This window comes from Stutzerimonas kirkiae, from assembly GCF_004327335.1.
Taxonomy (GTDB): Bacteria; Pseudomonadota; Gammaproteobacteria; order Pseudomonadales; family Pseudomonadaceae; genus Stutzerimonas; species Stutzerimonas kirkiae.
Map to the genome: position 1 here is coordinate 39,720 of NZ_QJUO01000006.1, position 17,502 is coordinate 57,221.

Sequence of the window (17,502 nt, forward strand, 5' to 3'; positions counted from 1 at the left end):
CTCAGGGCAGGGCATTGGAGGTATGGGCACCGGACTGGTGCCCGAGTTCGCTGTCTTCGTCCTGGCTGGCGACAGGCGTGGGCTGACGCTCGGGCAGCATGCCGTTGACCTGTTGCTCCCACAGCCGGCGATAGGCGCCGCCCGGGCGGGCCAGCAGCTCCTGCGGGCTGCCGTCCTCGACGATGCGGCCATTGTCGAAGAACAGGATGCGATCCAGGCTGGCGACGGTGGACAGGCGGTGGGCGACGACGATCACCGTCTTGTCCCGCATCACCTCTTCCAGGGCATCCTGGATGGCCTTCTCGGTCAGCGAATCGAGGCTGGAGGTGGCTTCGTCCATGATCAGGATCGGCGCGTTCTTGACGATCACCCGGGCGATGGCGATGCGCTGGCGCTGGCCGCCGGAGAGCTTGACGCCACGCTCGCCGACCAGCGAGTCGTACTGCTGCTGCATCTGCTGGATGAAGTCGTGGGCATAGGCCTGGCGCGCGGCGGCTTCCACCGCCTCGCGGTCGGCTTCGGGGTCGCCGTAGCGGATATTGTCCAGCAGGCTGCGATGGAACAGGCTCGGGTCCTGCGGGATCAGGCTGATCTGCGAGTGCAGCGACTGCTGGCGGAAGTGGCGGATATCCTCGCCGTCGATCAGGATGCGGCCCTGCTGCGGATCGTGCAGGCGCATGATCAGGCCGAGCAGGGTGGATTTGCCGGAGCCGGAGTAGCCGACCAGGCCGACCCGCTGGCCGCCGGGAATCTTCAGGTCGAGGTCGTCGAACACCTGTTGCCCGTCCTCATAGGCGAAGCCGACGTTCTGCAGTTCGATGCTGCCGTGCTCGATCTCGATATCGCGGGCATCCTCGGCGTCGACGATGTCATGCGGGCGGATGATGGTGCGCACGCCGTTCTCGATATTGCCGATGTACTCGAACAGGTCGAGGAAGCGCCGGCTGATATTGCGCGCCTCGGCGATCACCACGAACGACAGGCTGGTGCTCATGACGAAGCCGGCCACGTCGATCCGGTCCTGGCGCCACAGCCATACCGCGAAAAACAGCAGCCCGACCTTGAGCACCAGCGCGGCGAGGAACTGGAACAGCACGATCTTCTCGTTGTAGTAGAAGGCGTTGCGCGCGGCTTTCACCTCCTTGTCGAGGAAGCCCTGGAGGAAGCGCCGCTCGAAACCGATGCGGGCGAACAGGCGGATCGCCGACAGGTTGCCGATGGCATCGACGATGCGCCCGGTGGTTTCGCTGCGCGCCGCCGCGAAAGCCTTGGAATAGGGCTGGCAGCGCCGCGCCAGCAGGTAGGAAGCGCCGACGAACGCCAGCGACCAGAGCAGTGCGAACAGCGCCAGGGTGCCGCTGGCGGTGGCCAGCAGGACGACCGCCATGCCCATGGTGACCAGCACCGGCAGGAAGTCGAAGATCAGCGCCCAGAGGGTCATGTTCACTCCCATGGCGGTTTCCGAAACCCGCGAGGCCAGCGAGCCGGCGAAATTGCTGCTGATATAGCGCTGCGAGTGATGCTGCAGGTAGGCGAACAGCTCGGCGGATACCCGTGTGCGCTGCAGCGGCGCGACGTACACTCGGCAGAAGCCGGCGCTACGGCTGAACACCACCTCGGCCAGGCTGAGGCCGAGGAACAGCCCCAACGGCAGGGCCAGTGCGCCGTACAGCTCGGAACCGGGGACGCCTGCGCCGATCACCCCGACCACCTTGCCGAGGGCATAGGGCAGCATCACCGCACAGATCGACGCCAGCACCTGCAGGCTGGCGATCAGCAGGTACCACCAGCGAAAACGCCGGGCGAACTGCAGGGTGAAACGCAACGGGCTGGCGGGCAGGCGCGGGATGCGCGTGGCTTCCACTGAGGTGTCGGGCAAGGGCGAAGGGGCGGTCATTGCTGGCTCTCACAAGGGCGGGTGTCGAGAGAGGGAAGAGCTATTCGCACTGGAAATGCGGGTTTTCAGCGAAGCGGCAGAGCGTCTCGGCACCGGTTCACGAACTGCTGCGCATCGCTTGCGCTGCGTTGGAAACAGGCTCGAAGTGCTCGCTTACCATTCCTGCGCTTTTTCGCCTGTTGCCGCTTTGCATAGCCTGGTTCGCGAAATCGTGGGCCGGTTCTTACGGGTTGAACGCTTCCGGTTTTTCAAGCCTCCCCCGGGCATACCGCCAGACGCAGCCGTAGAAGCGGGCTTGCCCGCGCGCGGCGGTGCCTGCAACAGGCTTCGCGGGTGAGCCCGGCGGTCGCGTCAGTCCTTGGCGTTCAGCGTGACCCAGGCGGCGAAGGCGTCGATGAACTTCTGCAGGAAGGGTTTGACGCTATCGCCCAGCTCACCGCTCTCATCGAAGAATTTCCCGGCACCACCCAGGTAGGCCTCGGGCTGTTGCAGCAGCGGGACATCGAGAAAGACCAGCGCCTGGCGCAACTGGTGGTTTGCGCCGAAACCACCGATAGCGCCCGGCGATGCGCTGACCACAGCCCCCGGCTTGCCATGGCCGAAAGCGCTCTTGCCGTAGGGGCGCGATGCCACGTCGATGGCGTTCTTCAGTGCGCCGGGGATCGAGCGGTTGTACTCCGGGGTGACGAACAGGTAGGCATCGGCGTCCTTGAGCGCCGAACGGAATGTGCCGTAGGCGGCGGGTGGCGTGTCATTGTCGATATCTTCGTCGTACAGCGGCAGGTCGCGGATCTCGACGATCCGCAGGTCGAGCGAAGCCGGCGCCAGCTCGGCCAGGGCCTTGGCGATCTTGCGGTTGATCGATTCCTTGCGCAGGCTGCCAACGAGTACGGCGACGGTGTGGACTTTGCTCATAGCGGTTCCTTGGTCATGGGGCTGGAGGCGAACGGTAAAAGACATTTTTTGCCTTTGATCGGACTCTTGCGCAGGTTTTCGCCTGCGCAAGATATACCTCTGACCATTACCCGCGGCAAATACTCCTTCCGATGCTGCCCCATGGCGCACATCGGCGCCGCCTTCCCAGGATTACACCAGCCCGAACAACCGCCTGGCGTTGCCGGCGAAGAACTTCTCCAGTACCTCGTCGCGGAAACCCAGCAATTGGGCGTCCTCGATACTCTGGCGGATCGGCCGGAAGGTGTAGGACGAGCCGAACAGCAACTGGTCGGCGAGGAAGCCGTTGGCGGCCTGCACGTAGCCCTCGCTGCCGGGTAGGAACAGGTACATGTCCGGCACCAGGTGGATGTTCTCGTAGCGGAAGGCGACACCGATGGCCTGCTGCACGTTCGGCCAGTAGCCGTGGTAGGCGACGATCTTCAGCTCGGGGAAGGCGCGCGCCACGGCGGCCAGGCGGCCGGGGTCGTTGTAGGCCGGGTCCGGGGTGGTCGGGCCGCTCATCAGGAACAGCGGGATGCCGCGTTTCTGCAGGTGCTCGTAGATCGGCCAGTACAGCGGGTCGTCCGGGTGCCGCGCCGGCTCGCCGAAGCCCGGCTCGAGGTCGATGCCGGACAGGCCGAGCACGTCGATGGCACGGTCGATTTCCGCCAGAGCGCCTTCCACGCCCTGCAGCACTGGCTCCACCGAACCGATGCCGAGCAACTCGGCATGGCCATGGACGATGCCGTGGATCGTGTCATTGGGCAGGTGTTGCGCCGGCGTGTGCCGGCCCACCACCACTGCCTTCTCCAGGCCGGCCTCGCGCACTTCGGCGAGGAAGCCCTGCTGGGTCTGCGAGCGCTCGAAGTGATCGTCCGCCCCGCGGGTGCCGACCCGCCGGTTCAGCCAGCGCGCGCCCTGGTGGGCGGCGTTGCCGGGGGTGGCGCCGAAGAAGTCGTGGAGGAAGGCCGGGCGGCAGCGCAGGTCAATGACGCTCATGCCGGCGTTCCCTGGTTTTCGTTCCTGCTCTCGCCCTTGGTCGCGCGCACGTCGAAGGCACCGCCGGTCAATACCTCGTCGACGGTGACCTTGCGCTTGCCCGGCAGCAGCGGGAACACCAGCTCGGCGAAGCGATAGGCTTCCTCCAGGTGCGGGTAGCCGGACAGCACGAAGCTGTCGACACCGAGGTCGGCGTATTCCTGCAGGCGTGCCGCGACGGTCTGCGGGTCGCCCACCAGCGCGGTACCGGCACCACCGCGCACCAGGCCGACGCCGGCCCACAGGTTCGGCGAGACTTCCAGTTTGTCGCGGCGGCCGCCGTGCAGCTCGGCCATGCGCCGCTGGCCGACCGAATCCATGCTGGCGTAGTTGGCCTGGGCGGCGGCGATGGTTTCATCGTCGAGGTGGCTGATCAGCTCCTCGGCGGCGGCCCAGGCCTTCTCGTTGGTCTCGCGCACGATCACGTGCAGGCGCACGCCGAAGCGCACCGTGCGGCCATATTTCTTCGCCCGCTCGCGCACGTCGGCGATCTTCTCGGCCACCGCCGCCGGCGGTTCGCCCCAGGTCAGGTAGGCGTCCACATGCTTGGCCGCCAGCTCGTGGGCGGCCTCGGAAGAACCGCCGAAGTACAGCGGCGGGTAGGGGCTCTGCACCGGCTCGAAGAAATTCTGCGCGCCCTTGACCTTGAGGTGCTTGCCGTCCAGGTCGACCCGTTCGCCTTGCAGCACCCGGCGCCAGACATCGAGGAATTCGTCGGCGGCTTCATAGCGCTCGTCGTGGGCGAGGAAGATGCCGTCGGCGGCCAGTTCGGTGGCATCGCCACCGGGCACCACGTTGAGCAGCAGGCGGCCGCCGGTGGCTTCGTCGAGGGTGGCGGCCTGGCGCGCGGTAGCGGTCGGGTTGCCCAGCGAAGTGCGCAGCGCCACCAGCAGCTTGATGCGGTGGGTCACCGGCACCAGGCTGGCGGCGGTGACCCAGGGATCGAGGCAACTGCTGCCGGTGGGGATCAGCAGGCCGTCGTAGCCAAGGCTCTCGGCGGCCACGGCGATCTGCCGCATATAGGCATTGGTGGCCGGGCGACCGCTGTCGGATTTGCCCAGGTAACGGGTGTCGCCCGAGGTGGGCAGGAACCAGAAAATGTCCAGACTCATGATGTTTTCCTCGTTGCTGTGAAAGGGGCAACGCAAAGGCGGGTGAAGCCGAGGAGGAGCGGCTGAGGCTGTACGGGACGTCCAGCCTCCAGCGCTTTTGTCGGCTTTATTTATATGGATAGCTGCACGATTCGTTCGGCCCGTGCGCCGTTGTCTGAGCGGCGGCGATTGACCTCCAGCTCGCCGATCTTGATCAGCCGCGTTCGTGTGATGTTGCGGCTCAGGCCCAGCAGGTTGGCAGTGTGCACCTGGTTGCAGTGGCAGAAGCGGTAGGCCGCGCGCAGCAGGGCGTTCTCCACTTTCACGTGCAGGTCGCCGGCCTGTTCGTCGAACAGCTTCTGGAAGGCCCGTTGCAGCAGGGCCTCGGCGCTTTCGTCGACGATTGCGCCACTGTCCTGGCGCTCGATGCGGATGTTGGACAAGCGCAGGTCGTCCTGCTCGATGCGCCCGTTGCGGCAGATCAGCAGGGTGTGGTGGATGACGTTCTCCAGTTCGCGGATATTGCCTGGCCAGTCGTAGCCGGCCAGCTTGCGTTCGGCCTCGGCGCTCAGTTCGACCGCGCCGTAGCCCAGGCGCCCGCTATAGGTGGCGATGAAGTGGCGGGCCAGCGGCAGTATGTCGCCGGGGCGTTCGCGCAGCGGATGCAACTGCACGCTGACCACGTTCAGGCGGTAGTAGAGGTCCTCGCGGAAGTTGCCGGCGTTGATCGCCTTTTCCAGGTGCACGTTGGTCGCCGCCAGCACTCGCACGTTGATCGGGATGCTCTTGCGCGAGCCGAGGCGCACCACTTCGCGCTCCTGCAACACGCGCAGCAGCTTGACCTGGATGGCCATCGGCAGGTCGCCGATCTCGTCGAGGAACAGCGTGCCGCCGTTGGCCTCCTCGAACCAGCCGGCCTTGGCCGCCAGCGCGCCGGTGAAGGCGCCCTTCTCGTGGCCGAACAGTTCGGCCTCCACCAGCGACTCGGAGAAGGCGCCGCAGTTGACCGCGACGAACGGCCCGTTGCGGCGGCCGCTGAGGTTGTGGATATGGCGTGCGACCAACTCCTTGCCCGTCCCGGTCTCGCCAATGATCAGGACGCTGGCCTCACTGGGGGCGACCTGTTTCAGGTGGGCGAGCAGCGCCTGCGATCTGGGGTCTTCGAAGACCTGTGCGGTCGCCCGGATCGAGGTAGCCAGTGAAGGGGATGGGGGGAGAGTCAACAATTGCATGGGCATCCCTATGAGTAGAAAGAAGGCGTCGGGCGCGTCTGGCTGAGGGCCCACTCGCCCAGTTCCTGGATCTTGTAGTCCACCGGGTCGTGCAGGGTCTGGGTACGCAGGTTGCGCCAGTGCCGGTCCAGCCGCAGCGCGGCATGGGTGGCGCGGGCGCCGGTGACTTCGAACAGGCGGCTGCACAGGTCGAGGCCGACGCGGGTGGCGGCGACCTTGGCGGTGCTGATGGCGATCGCCAGCCGCGCGCGCTCGTCGCTGCCCAGGGCGTGTTCCTTCTGCCAGGCCTCGTCGAGCAGCGCGGCGGCCCGCTCGGCCAGCACCCGCACGCTCTCCAGGCCGAGCCAGAACTCGCCGTAGTGGGCGAGGATGTATGGGTCCTCGCTGACATGCCGGGCCTTGGACTTGAACCATGGCCGGCCTTCCTTGAGGGTGTATTCGCGTGCCTCTTCCAGCGCGCCTTCTGCGATGCCGAGGAAGATATTGCTGAAGTGCAACTGCGCGATCAGCGGGCGCAGGCAGGCGAAGGGCGTGCTCAGCGGGCCCGGGTCGAGCAGCAGCTCGTTCTCCTCCACCCGTACGCGCTCGAAGGTGACGCTGCCGCTGTCGGTCTGCCGCTGGCCGATATTGTTCCAGTCGTCATGCAGGGTGATGCCGGTGCGCCCGCTGGGGATCGCGGCGATCAGCAGGCGGCCGCCGGCCGACTCGTCGCTGGCCGAGGCGATCAGCATTTCCGAATCGCTGGCACCGGAGCAAAAGCTCTTCTTGCCGGAGAACTCGCGCCAGCCGGCGAAGGTGCGCACCAGGGTGCGGGTGTCCAGCGGGTTCAGCGCGTTGCCCCAGAACCAGTTCTTGCGCGCCGTCTGCTCGAACCAGGGTTGCCACTGGTCGGGGCGGGCGAACAGGCGCACGGTGGCCAGCATCAGGTGCTGGAAGCCGAAGACATGAGCGATGGAGCTGTCCACCTTGGCGAACTCGCGCACCACCTCGAAGGTTTCGCTCCAACTGGCGCCGAGGCCGCCGAATTGCGTGGGAATGCTCAACGCCAGCAGGCCGCTGGCGCGCAGCGCATCGCGCTCGGCCTTCGGCGTGCCGCCCTGGGCATCGCGCTCGGCGGCGGTCTGGGCGAATTCCTGGGCCAGTTGCCGGGCAATCTGCAGGGAACTGGGTTGGCTGGGTAGCGCCTGTACGCTCATGGGTCGCCCTCTCGTCAGGCCGTCTTGCGCAGGCGCTGGGCGTCGAACAGCGGCGCGGCGCGCTCGGCGGCCAGGCGGATGCGCTGGCGCAGGGTTTCGCTGGCGACCTTGTAGTCGACGAAATCCGCCTCGCTGGCATACACGCCGATGGGCAGGGTCAGCGCCTGCAGGAAGCTCAGCAGCGGGCGCAACTGGTGGTCCAGCACCAGCGCATGGCGCTCGCTGCCGCCGGTGGCCGCCAGCAGCACCGGGGTGTCGACCAGGGCGTCGATATCCAGCAGGTCGAACAGGTGCTTGAGGTGGCCCGGGTAGGAGCCGCGGTAGACCGGCGAGGCGACCAGCAGCAGGTCGGCGCCCTCGATCTCGCGCAGTTGCCGCTCGACTTCGGCGGGCAGCTCCTGGCGCGTCAGCGCCGCGCCCAGCGGGCGGGCGATTTCCCCCAGTTCGATGATATGGGGCTCCACGGCGAGCAGGCTGCCCAGCTCGGCGACGATGGCTTCGACCAGCACCAGGGTGCGGGAGGGACGCCAGGCGCCTCCGGAAATGGCGACGAGTCTGATGGGAGTGGTCATTGTCGATTCCTGATAGGTGTTGCGGGTGGTACAGCGACAGAGCAAGAGCCGTTCCATCCGCCCGAAAAGCGCCCGCAGCCGCCAGCCTCCATGGCCTGCACCCGATTCAGAGCCTGGAGGCCTTGCCTCTCGACCTGCTGGGTGGTCAGCACCTTGTTGAACGACTGTTGGCTGGCGAACACCTGCAAAACTGTTCGCCAGCGGACATCGCATGGACGCATGCTATTTCGAATAGATAGCCAGGAATTAATAATATTTTAGAATATGCATAGACGGAGTGTGAGGTCGGCATCCTTGTTGGTCGTACACTTTTGTTCCGGGGCACGCCTTTCGCTGATAAGTCCACTTGCATGCCCTGTGGCGTTACATCGGGAATGCACTGGTATGCTGGCCTTCGATTAGGGATGGCTGCCGGAGTAAGCATGCACAAGGGAAGTTGTTTGTGTGGTGCCGTTTCATTTCGCCTGGGTGCCCAACCCAAGGCGGTTTCTAACTGCCATTGCCGAATGTGCCAGAAACAACATGGAGCGGCATTCGCTACTTATGCGAGTGTGCGCAGGACCGATCTGGAATACCTTTCCGGAGAGGAACTTATGGTTGCTTATAATTCTTCTGCCAATATTCGCAGAAAGTTCTGTGGAGTCTGTGGTTCCAATATTGAATGGGGCGGTAGTGAAGCATTTCCAGATTGGCTGTCTATCCCCATAACGTTACTTGATACATATTTCGATCCGGGCAATATCAAGGATATTAACCTGGCATCCAAAGTGTGCTGGCTGTAGGGGTTTGATGATGGATCGAAGTGCTGCGTGTAATTATCAGATTCCCGTAATAAGCAGATCAAGCGCCGCAATGATTGCATCACGCTGTTCACAAAGATCGGAAACCTGAGCACCGAGCTGCTTTCTGGAAATACCCGCCAGTTGCGGCGTTACCATCACATAGCGTTTGCCTTCGATTTCGAAGGTTGGCGTGAGGGTCTTGAGGGTTTTCCCTTGCATGGCCTCCGCCGTGTAGAGCGGCACTACGACCCTGGTCCCGATTTCGGTAATCAGGTCGCTTTGTATATCGAGCAGGAAGGGCACTGCGGCCTTGGTGGCGGGGTTGGTGTTTTTATAGACAGCGAACTGAGACATTAGAAGCTCCTCAGGTCGTCGCTGAATACGCCCTGGGCTTCCACATATTCGTTGTAGGCCGTGATGGCCGTGCGGTTTTCTGCCAGCCATTGCTCGCGCTGTTTCTTTTTCAAGGCCTCGGCCAGCGCCTGCTCCAGCGTTGCGGAAAGGTTGATATCCAGCGCCTTGGCTTTGCTAAGCAAGTCGCCGTTGACGCTGAGATTGGCCGCCCGCTTGGGGGCGTGGAGATCGTAGGTGGGTTGCATGGTATTCCCTCCTGAGCCTGCGTGCGCACAGGGTATGCGCATGTCGGGGTTGGGTAAAGCGTGCAGGATGCGTGGGAGGGCATCGCGATGCTACCCATCGGTTCGCCAGGCGATGGGTAGCATCTGCCGGCTCAACTATCCTGAGAACTGGCTTTCAGGAGGCTTCTACCGTCAACACCAACTGATTCTCCCGAACCTCGACCTTGATCGGTTTATCGATCAGGAAGTTGGCTTTTTCCAGCCAGTAGCCTTTGAGCAGGATAAAGGGCACTGCGGGTGGAGTCTTGTGGGGTTCGTGGCGGCGGCGTTCGGCTGAGTACTGATAGTCGTAGAAGCCTGGGCGGACTTTGAGTTTGCGATTTTTCATGAACGGTTCCTTGTGCAATTTTCACGTTGCGAATTAACCAGTTTTAAAAATGGTGGTCGGGAGGGTGAAAACAGCACAAGGCGCTGCCCCAACTATTCCCTGCATGCAGGTGTTGTATTCGTTGGGCCTCCCGACCATATATCCCGGATTTCAGGCAAAAAGAAACCGCAAATGCTTCCGGGGTGCGGCTTCGCCCGCCTTGTGGAGTTTTCACGCTCCGAGCCGCCAGAATACGTATGCGAATAGCCGTGTCAAGACAGGCCATATCCAATTCGCCAAGTGCATCACATTCAATTGGAAAAGCTATTTTCAAACACGATTCGATTTAAAAACTGTGAACTGCTTCACAACACTCATCGGTCCGAACAGGCAGCATTCGTCCTGTATGCCAGATACACGGGACCCGGGAAATGGCCCAGCCTTACGACGCCGGCTACAAGTTGCTGTTCTCCAACCCCGAGTTCGTGCGCGACCTGCTGCTGGGCTTTGTGCCACAGGCATGGGTGGGGCAGGTGGATTTCGACAGCCTGGAAATGCTCAACGGGCATTACGTCAGCGAGGATATGCAGGGGCGTTACGAAGATATGGTGTGGCGGCTCCGCTTCGGGGAGGGCGATTGGGTCTACCTGTACCTGCTGCTGGAGTTCCAGTCCACGCCGGATCGCTTCATGGCCTTGCGGCTGCTGACCTATGTCGGGTTGTTCTGGCAGCAACTGGAAAAACAGGGGCAGTTGACCCGTGACGGGCGGTTGCCACCGGTACTGCCGCTGGTGCTCTACAACGGCCTGCGCCCCTGGCGACATTCCACCCGGCTAAGCGATCTCTGCCACCCCGCGCCTCCTGGCTTGCAGGTGTTCCAGCCAGGGTTCGACTACCTGCTGATCGACGAAAACCAGTATCCGGACAGCGAACTGAATGGCCGGAAGAACCTGGTGGCGATGTTGATGCGCCTGGAGCAGGCACAGACACCGCAGGCGTTGAGGGTGGTCGTCGACGAACTGCGCGGCTGGCTGACCCTGGATGATCAGACGCCCTTGCGCCGCAATATCACCCGGTGGATCATCGACCTGATCCGGCGGCGAGCACCGAGTGGCCGGATTCCACCGTTGAGCGAACTGTCGGAGGTGAGCGCCATGTTGGCGGAACGTACGGAAACCTGGGCCGAGCGCTGGGTGCAGGAAGGTATGGCGAAGGGGTTGGAGCAAGGCATTGAGCAGGGCTTGGAACAAGGCCGAAAGTCACAGGCCGCTCTGCTGCAAAGCCTTCTGGGCAAGCGCTTTGGTCCCTTGCCCGAGTGGGCCGTCCAGCGCGTCGAGCAGGCGAGTATGGAGCAGATCGCCATATGGGCCGAGTCGCTCTTCGAGACCGAAAGCCTCGAAGCGTTGCTGGAGCCGGGCGAGATGTAAGAAGCGGCTGCCAGGCAAGCCCGCTGCCTAATCGTGTGCCGAGCGTAGAGGGGTGGTTTTCGGGCGATGGCGGCTTATCCCTCATCATCCTTTTTGCACAGGTACTGCCTGAAACAGGACCTGAAAGCCGGCAGCATGTGGCCTGCATATATAGAGCAACTCTATGGCCAAACTATCGCTCTCTGATCATGGTCTTGGCGGTACTGGTCGTGGCGGTCGTCTATGTCAGCGTTCATAGCCAGAGCTGGGCGATATGAAGTTGGCGCAACTGGCCTGAGCGGGCTTTAAAAGTTCCGTCGTCATAAATATTTTATATTTCATACGCAAGACAGAAATATTCCGCTGCCAGTCTGCAGCGCAACACGACAGGCATCCTGTGCCGTGTTGCCAATATTTAGACCTGACAGGGGAATTGCATGATTCGCAAATACTGTGCCGGCTTCGCCATGACTGCCTTGGCGGCCACCATTCCAGCAGTCTCCATGGCTGACGTTAGCATCTACGGTCGTGCCCATGTTTCCGTGGACTATCTGGACGACGGTGCCAAATACTCGGAAACCAACCTGTCCAGCAACTCGTCGCGCCTGGGCTTCAAGGGCAATCATGAGATCAACCCGAATCTGAAAGCCTTCTTCCAGATCGAGCAACAGATCAACTTCACCACTGGTTCCTCGAGCGGTGGTACCAGCTTCGCCACCCGCGACACCTTCGTCGGCCTGAGCGGCAACTTCGGTGCCGTGCAACTCGGTCGCTTCGACAGCCCGTTCAAGGTAGCCCGTGGCCCGTTCAACCTGTTCGGTGACCAGGTTGGCGATATGAACAACCTGGCTCGCGTCACCAACGGCCGCCTCGACGAGCGTTACGACAACACCATCCAGTACACTACTCCGGACTTCTCTGGCTTCACTGCCAAAGTCGGCTATTCGATGTACAAGGGTCAGTCTATCGACATCACCACGGCCAACAACAACGAAGACAGCGATGCCTTCAGCGTGTCGTTGAACTATATCGGTGGTCCGCTGGAGGCCTCCCTGGCCTACGAGCAGGTAGAAGAAGATACCCTGCGTGGCGAAGCCGACTCCATTCGCGCCGCAGCGGCTTACAAGATCACTGACGCCTTCAAGCTGGTCGGCTTCTACCAGACCACCGACTTCGAAGGCTACAGCACCACCACCAGCGCCGCTCGTGACGCTGGTACCTTCAACGTCTACGGCCTGGGCGGCGAGTTCGTGATTGCCAAGAACACCGCGCTGAAAGCCACCTGGATGACTCACGACAACGACGCTAAAAAATCCGATGCCGATATGTGGGTCATCGGTGTCGAGCACAAACTGGACAAGGCCGTACGTGTCTATGCCAACTATGCGGTGGTCGACAACGACTCCAACGTTGCTTACTCCCCGTGGATGCAATCCCGTACCGCTACGCCGAGCAACCAGTCGATTGTCAACGGTGTGAATGAAGCACTGGGTGAGAAAGCCGCTGGTTTCACCGTAGGTCTGCGCTACGACTTCTGATCCCGCTCGCGGAAGCAGAAGAAAAACGAACCGGGCTGCTCCCTATGGGACAGCCCGGTTTGTCATTTAACTGACACCTGTCGGTCTTATTCTTGTTTCCGGAATGTCATCGACCCCAAACCGCTGGTTACCGGCGGGCCTTCGCACTTAGGAGTTCTCATGCGCCGCTTGTTCATTTTCGCCATGGCCGGTCTGTTGGCCGCCTGTGCCCAGCAGGTTCCTGTCAAGCTGTATTCCGGCAATGAACTGCCGCCGGCCCAGGTGGTCAGGGTCGAACTGCCGCAAACGCTGGAGGTACTGAACATCAACGGCCAGCCCGCGCCGGCGGCGAACCGCATGCTCGGCAATGGCAACCGTGAACTGCATCTGCAGCCCGGTGAATACCGCATCAATACCTACTACAAGAACGGTTTCGACATCGATGGCGGCCTGAGCCACGAGGTCGTGCGTAGCAAGAGTACGACCTTCCATGTCAAAGGCCAGGCCGGGGATTTGTGGAAGCTGGAGTTCGATGAGCCGGAAAACCTGGCGCAAGCCCGTGAGCTGAAAAACCGCTTCATCGGTTGGGCGTCGAATACCCGTACCGGCGAGCGCGTGCCCAGCGAGGCCGGCGCTGCCCAGGTGTCGCTGCTCACGCAATTGCTCGGCGCTGGTGGCGGCATGCCCATTGCGGACGATGCCGCGGTCGCGCCGCTGGAAGAGCTTCGCCCGGCGCCGCGTGTAGCGCCTACGGCCAGCAGTGCCGAGGTCGCCTCGCGTACCCTGCCCCATGACGAAGCGGTGCTGACCACCCTGCAACAGATCTGGTTGCTGCTGGGCGAGGACAGCCGCAAGACCTTCCTGGAGTGGGCGTCGCAGTAAGAATAGAGCCGATAAAAGCGCCGGAGGCTGGGCGACAAGCCGTTCGTGTTCTTGCCGACACCACGGCTTCTACGTCCAACAGTCCAGCCTCCAGCGCTTTTATCGGCTCTTCAGCATACCTATCGCTGCGCTCGTCCCCCGATTGCGAATATCCCTTCAGCCGAACCCCCGCCCCAGGCCACTGGGCGCCAGGCCGGTCCAGCGCTTGAACGAACGCCGCAGGTTGGTGGTGTCGTTGAAGCACAGGTGCTGTGCCACTTCCTCGTTGGTGTAGCCCATGATCTGGTACAGGTACAGCGCCCGGTGCTTGCGCACCCGGTCGAGCTGTTCCTGGAAGTGGCTGCCGTGCTTTTGCAGCTTGCGTTTGAAGGAGGCTGGGCTCATGCCGAAGGTGGCGGCGACCCGTTCCAGGTTCAGCGGCTGGCGGATATGTTCCTGCAGGTGGTCGTAGAGGCAATCGAGGAAGCTGTCCCGCCAGCCCAGTTGTTCCAGGTGTTGCCGGCAGCGCTGGGCGCTGACCTGCTGGGCGGTGGGCGAGGCGCCGGGGCAGGGCTGGTGCAGGTACTGCCGGGGCAGGCTCATCAGCGTCAACTGGCTGGAGAAGCGCACTTCCTCGCCCAGGTGGACCCAGTATTGCTCCACATGCGCCGGCTCGGCATGGGCGAACTGCAGGCGCCAGGGCAGGCGCTGGCCGGACAGTTGCCGCGACAGCGCCAGCACCGAGGTCTGGCAGGCTTCCAGCAGGAAGCGCCGCTGCGGGCCGGCGCCGCAACTGTCCAGCCAGTACAGGTAGAGGTTCTGTTCGTCCAGCAACAGGCTGGGGCGTAGCAGCGGGCTGAGCAGCGCATGGCTGGCGCACAGGTGTTCCAGCGCCTGCAGCAGGTCGGCGGAGCGCTGCAGGGCCAGGCTGGCCTCGCCGTAGTGGCCGGGCAGCAGGCGTTGCCCGTAGAGGAAGCTCAGGTCGTCGTCGCCCAGCAGGCGCTGGGCGTTGGCGATCAGTTGCAGGTACTGCTGCGGGCTGATAAGTGCCTGGCCGCTGGCGATGTCTTCGTAGAACAGGCCGCAGCCGCGCAGCAGCCGGTGGCTGTCGATGCCCCGCGACAGCGCCAGGTCGATCAACCCGGCGGGCTGGTCGTGGGCGGCGATGAAGCGGCTGTCGCATTCGTACCACATGGCGAATCCTCCTTCAGGCACAGCGCTCCAGAACCTGTTCACGATCTGTTGCGCGTCGGCCCGGCGGCGTTAAAAACAGGCTCGGAAAGCCGCTTGCGGCTAACGCACTTCAGTGCGGCCCCGAAGGGGCGAGCGAAGCGAGTCATGCTCATTTACCACTCGTAAACTCCGCTTGATTCGCTGTGCTCACCCTGGCGGGCCAGCCTCCGGCTGTTACTCCCGTTGGTCGTTGCGTTTTGCAGGGCTCTAGCTCGCGAGATCGCGAACAGGCTCCAAGCGCTGCTTGGCCCGGGCCAGGGCCAGGTTGAGGCGCTTGAGCAACTGTTCCGGCGTTTCCTCCAGGGCCATCGCCACCGCTACGCTGGCTTGCAGGTGCAGGCGTTCGCCATGGCGCTGGCTCTTGTGCGCCAGGCTGGCGACCGCCTGTTGCAGTTCGTCGGCGAGTTGTCGCGCCTGGCGTTCGCCGGTGCCGGGCAGCAGGGCGATGAAGCGGTCGCCGGCCAGCCGGCACAGCAGGTCCTGCGGGCGCAGGTTGAGCAACAACAACTGCGCCACGGCCTGCAGCACCTGGTCGCCCTCGGCCTGGCCGTAGCGCTGGTTGATGGCGTCGAAGTCGTCCAGGTCGATGACCACCAGCGACAGCGGCAGGTTGTCCCGTTCGCTCTGTTCCAGCGCCATTTGCAACTGCTGGCGCAGGTATTGCGCGCTGCCCAGCGGGGTCAGGCGGTCGAACAGCCGGTGTTCGCGGAATAGCCGCTCGCGCTTGCTCATCTGTGCGCTGATCGCCTGTTGCTCCTGGTGCAGGTGGTAGATACCGAAGGTCATCAGCAGCAGGCCGATGGGCATCGGTGCGTTTTCCAGCCAGTTGTCCCAGAGCGCGCCCTCGGGCAGCCAGATGAATTCGTCGAGCACGTCCATCCACCAGGAGAAGGCAATGCAGCACAGGCCGCTGGCCAGCAGGCGCGTCACCCGTCCGGCGGGGCGCGCGCGCAGCAGCATGATCAGCCAGGCCAGCCAGATCAGCATCGAGCCGCCTTCGCCGAGTACGTCCAGCCACTTGATCGCGGCCCAGGGCTTGATCTGCCCGGCGGCCAGGTAGATGTGCAGCCCCAGGTTGGCGGCCAGCACCAGGCCGAGCAGGGTGAACAGGTGCAGGCGCAGGAAGGATTTCATCTCGGGAGCTCTCTGTTCACCCAGGGGCCAATCTCCTTGCTGGAAAAAAGACGATAACGGCGCTTGAGGCCGGGCGCGGCGATGGGCTGTTTATCCCGTCCAGCCTCGAGCCTCCAGCGCTCTTTTCGACAGCCACGCCGCCTGATCGACACTCGGTCGTTGGCTATCCGGCCAGTCTGCGGCCTGTCGATGACCCGCGTGTGACGGCCGCTCATTTGGGGCGCGCGCTGCAAGGCAGTCCGTCCGGTCCCTGGGTGCCTTCGCAGGCGCGCAGTGGCGGCAGTTCCAGCGCGGGCTGGTGCAGGTACTTGCGCCCGCCTTCGCGCACCAGGTCAAAGGCGTCGTAGAGGCGCCCGCTGGCGGTGTAGCTGCGCACCTCCAGGCGCTCGGCGCCGACTTCCACGGTCTGGTAGAGCTGGGTGTCCTCGGCGTTGCGATCCGGCTGTCCGGCTGTGCGGTCGTTGACGCCGTACATCTTCGAGCCGGCCACCGACACCAGGTATACCGGGCCTTGCTGCGCTGCGCCGGCCTGGCGCTCCTGGCTGGCCCGCGCGTGCCCGTCGGGGTGGCTGAGGCGGCTGTAGCAGTGGTCATGGCCTTGCAGGACCAGGTCCACGTCGTGGCGTTCGAGGATGGGTTGCCAGGCCTGCTTCAGCGGTTCGCTGTCCCCGGGGCGGGCACAGGTGAACAGCGGCTGGTGCACCACCACTATGTTCCAGTGCGCCTGGCTGCCTTCGAGCTGGGTTTCCAGCCAGCGGCCCTGCCGCTCCAGGGTGCCCAGGTCGAGGGCCGAGGTGCCGTCGAGGACGATAAAGCGCACGCCCTGGTAGTCGACCCGGTAGCTGGTCTCGGCGGCACCCTCGGCACCATTGCGGGGCAGGGCGAACTGCAGTGGCCAATGCGGGCCGAGCACGCGGCTCTCGCGGCCCTGGCTGTCGAGCTGGTCGAGGTATTCATGGTTACCCACCGCCGGCAGTTGCGGGACCTGGGCGTAGTGGAAGCCGCCGGCCTGGTTCCACTCGCCCCATTCGTCGTCGTGGGCCAGGTCGTCGCGTTGCGACACCAGGTCGCCGGCATGCACCACCAGCGCCGGGCTGGCGGTGCTGTGCAGGGCCTGGCGCACGGTACGCGAGGCGAGGGCGAGGATGTCGTTCTGCACGTCGCCCAGGTAGATGAAGCGGAACGGCGCGAAGCCGGCGCGGGCGGTACGGAACTGCAGCCACTCGCTCCAGCCGTCATGGCCCTTTACCCGGTAGACGTAGGCCTGGCCGGGCTGCAGGTCGTCCAGGCGTACCTGATGGTAGCGGGCGTCGCCATTCTCGCTGTGCAGTGCGCGGGGCGTCTCGCCGCTGATGGTGCGGGCGCGCTCGGCCAGCAGCGGGCTGTCCAGGGCGGGGGCCAACTGGATTTCGCTGAGTGTCTGGCGGGCGTCGGTGCGGTAGCTGATGGCCATCTGCCGGGCCGGATCAGCGCCGGGCGTCAGTACGATACGGTCCGCCAGCCCGCTGACCCGATAGGGCTGGCCAGGCGTACGTGGCAGCTCCGGGGTGGCGGCGGCCAGGCTGTGGCTGAACAGGGCGGCGGCGATCAGGCCGGCGAGAAGCGTGCGGTGATGCATGCGATGGATTCCTTGCGATGGCGCGAATGGCAGCCAAGGAAACA

General features: G+C 63.8%; 17 protein-coding genes. 4 read left to right on the plus strand and 13 right to left on the minus strand.

What is annotated here, in order from left to right; genetic code table 11:
* Position 1 precedes the first annotated feature (1 nt).
* From DNJ95_RS05405 to msuE, 7 genes are all read right to left on the minus strand, one after another.
* Positions 2-1,897, minus strand: a complete 1,896-nt coding sequence (locus DNJ95_RS05405; RefSeq protein WP_131183706.1) for an ABC transporter ATP-binding protein — start codon at positions 1,895-1,897, stop codon at positions 2-4.
* Between the two features lie 351 nt (positions 1,898-2,248).
* Positions 2,249-2,812, minus strand: a complete 564-nt coding sequence (locus DNJ95_RS05410; RefSeq protein ID WP_131183707.1) for an NADPH-dependent FMN reductase — start codon at positions 2,810-2,812, stop codon at positions 2,249-2,251.
* A gap of 171 nt (positions 2,813-2,983) precedes the next feature.
* The gene (locus tag DNJ95_RS05415; RefSeq protein ID WP_131183708.1) at positions 2,984-3,832 is read right to left on the minus strand and encodes an amidohydrolase family protein; all 849 of its coding nucleotides are present in this window, start codon (positions 3,830-3,832) and stop codon (positions 2,984-2,986) included.
* On the minus strand, positions 3,829-4,983 hold the full coding sequence (gene ssuD / locus DNJ95_RS05420; protein ID WP_131183709.1) for an FMNH2-dependent alkanesulfonate monooxygenase: 1,155 nt from the start codon (positions 4,981-4,983) through the stop codon (positions 3,829-3,831). The genes DNJ95_RS05415 and ssuD overlap by 4 nt, the downstream gene beginning before the upstream one ends.
* A 110-nt stretch (positions 4,984-5,093) precedes the next feature.
* A complete protein-coding gene (locus tag DNJ95_RS05425; protein WP_131183710.1) occupies positions 5,094-6,194 on the minus strand; it encodes a sigma-54 interaction domain-containing protein in 1,101 nt (366 codons plus the stop codon).
* Positions 6,195-6,202: 8 nt separating this feature from the next.
* A complete protein-coding gene (locus tag DNJ95_RS05430; protein WP_131183711.1) occupies positions 6,203-7,390 on the minus strand; it encodes an acyl-CoA dehydrogenase family protein in 1,188 nt (395 codons plus the stop codon).
* Positions 7,391-7,404: 14 nt separating this feature from the next.
* Positions 7,405-7,962: an FMN reductase gene (gene msuE / locus DNJ95_RS05435; protein WP_131183712.1), complete on the minus strand. Its 558-nt coding sequence runs from the start codon at positions 7,960-7,962 to the stop codon at positions 7,405-7,407.
* 422 nt (positions 7,963-8,384) lie between these two features.
* Here msuE and DNJ95_RS05440 point away from each other — a divergent pair, with 422 nt between their 5' ends.
* Complete coding sequence (locus DNJ95_RS05440) at positions 8,385-8,744, plus strand: GFA family protein (protein WP_165491564.1); 360 nt, start codon at positions 8,385-8,387, stop codon at positions 8,742-8,744.
* A 36-nt stretch (positions 8,745-8,780) separates the two neighbouring features.
* Here DNJ95_RS05440 and DNJ95_RS05445 read toward each other — a convergent pair whose 3' ends face one another.
* The 3 genes from DNJ95_RS05445 to DNJ95_RS05455 all read right to left on the minus strand — a co-directional run bounded on the left by DNJ95_RS05445 (position 8,781) and on the right by DNJ95_RS05455 (position 9,710).
* Positions 8,781-9,098: a CcdB family protein gene (locus DNJ95_RS05445; protein WP_131183714.1), complete on the minus strand. Its 318-nt coding sequence runs from the start codon at positions 9,096-9,098 to the stop codon at positions 8,781-8,783.
* Positions 9,098-9,343 carry a type II toxin-antitoxin system CcdA family antitoxin gene (locus tag DNJ95_RS05450; protein WP_131183715.1) on the minus strand — a complete coding sequence of 82 codons (246 nt, stop codon included), beginning with the start codon at positions 9,341-9,343 and terminating at the stop codon, positions 9,098-9,100. Before DNJ95_RS05450 ends, DNJ95_RS05445 begins: the two co-directional genes overlap by 1 nt.
* A 154-nt stretch (positions 9,344-9,497) precedes the next feature.
* Entirely contained in the window at positions 9,498-9,710 is a 213-nt protein-coding gene (locus tag DNJ95_RS05455) for a SymE family type I addiction module toxin (protein WP_131183716.1), read from the minus strand.
* Positions 9,711-10,120: 410 nt separating this feature from the next.
* Here DNJ95_RS05455 and DNJ95_RS05460 point away from each other — a divergent pair, with 410 nt between their 5' ends.
* The 3 genes from DNJ95_RS05460 to DNJ95_RS05470 all read left to right on the plus strand — a co-directional run bounded on the left by DNJ95_RS05460 (position 10,121) and on the right by DNJ95_RS05470 (position 13,494).
* Positions 10,121-11,116 carry an Rpn family recombination-promoting nuclease/putative transposase gene (locus DNJ95_RS05460; RefSeq protein WP_131183717.1) on the plus strand — a complete coding sequence of 332 codons (996 nt, stop codon included), beginning with the start codon at positions 10,121-10,123 and terminating at the stop codon, positions 11,114-11,116.
* A 446-nt stretch (positions 11,117-11,562) separates the two neighbouring features.
* Positions 11,563-12,633 (plus strand): porin, encoded by a 1,071-nt coding sequence (locus DNJ95_RS05465; protein ID WP_131183796.1) that lies wholly within the window; start codon positions 11,563-11,565, stop codon positions 12,631-12,633.
* A gap of 159 nt (positions 12,634-12,792) precedes the next feature.
* Positions 12,793-13,494 carry a DUF2057 family protein gene (locus tag DNJ95_RS05470; RefSeq protein ID WP_131183718.1) on the plus strand — a complete coding sequence of 234 codons (702 nt, stop codon included), beginning with the start codon at positions 12,793-12,795 and terminating at the stop codon, positions 13,492-13,494.
* A 156-nt stretch (positions 13,495-13,650) separates the two neighbouring features.
* On the opposite strand, the gene DNJ95_RS05475 is transcribed toward DNJ95_RS05470, so the two are convergent.
* The 3 genes from DNJ95_RS05475 to DNJ95_RS05485 all read right to left on the minus strand — a co-directional run bounded on the left by DNJ95_RS05475 (position 13,651) and on the right by DNJ95_RS05485 (position 17,458).
* Positions 13,651-14,667, minus strand: coding sequence for an AraC family transcriptional regulator (locus DNJ95_RS05475; protein WP_131183719.1), 1,017 nt, complete (start codon positions 14,665-14,667; stop codon positions 13,651-13,653).
* A gap of 246 nt (positions 14,668-14,913) precedes the next feature.
* Positions 14,914-15,840 (minus strand): GGDEF domain-containing protein, encoded by a 927-nt coding sequence (locus DNJ95_RS05480; protein WP_131183720.1) that lies wholly within the window; start codon positions 15,838-15,840, stop codon positions 14,914-14,916.
* 211 nt (positions 15,841-16,051) lie between these two features.
* Complete coding sequence (locus tag DNJ95_RS05485) at positions 16,052-17,458, minus strand: purple acid phosphatase family protein (protein ID WP_131183721.1); 1,407 nt, start codon at positions 17,456-17,458, stop codon at positions 16,052-16,054.
* Between the last annotated feature and the right edge of the window lie 44 nt (positions 17,459-17,502).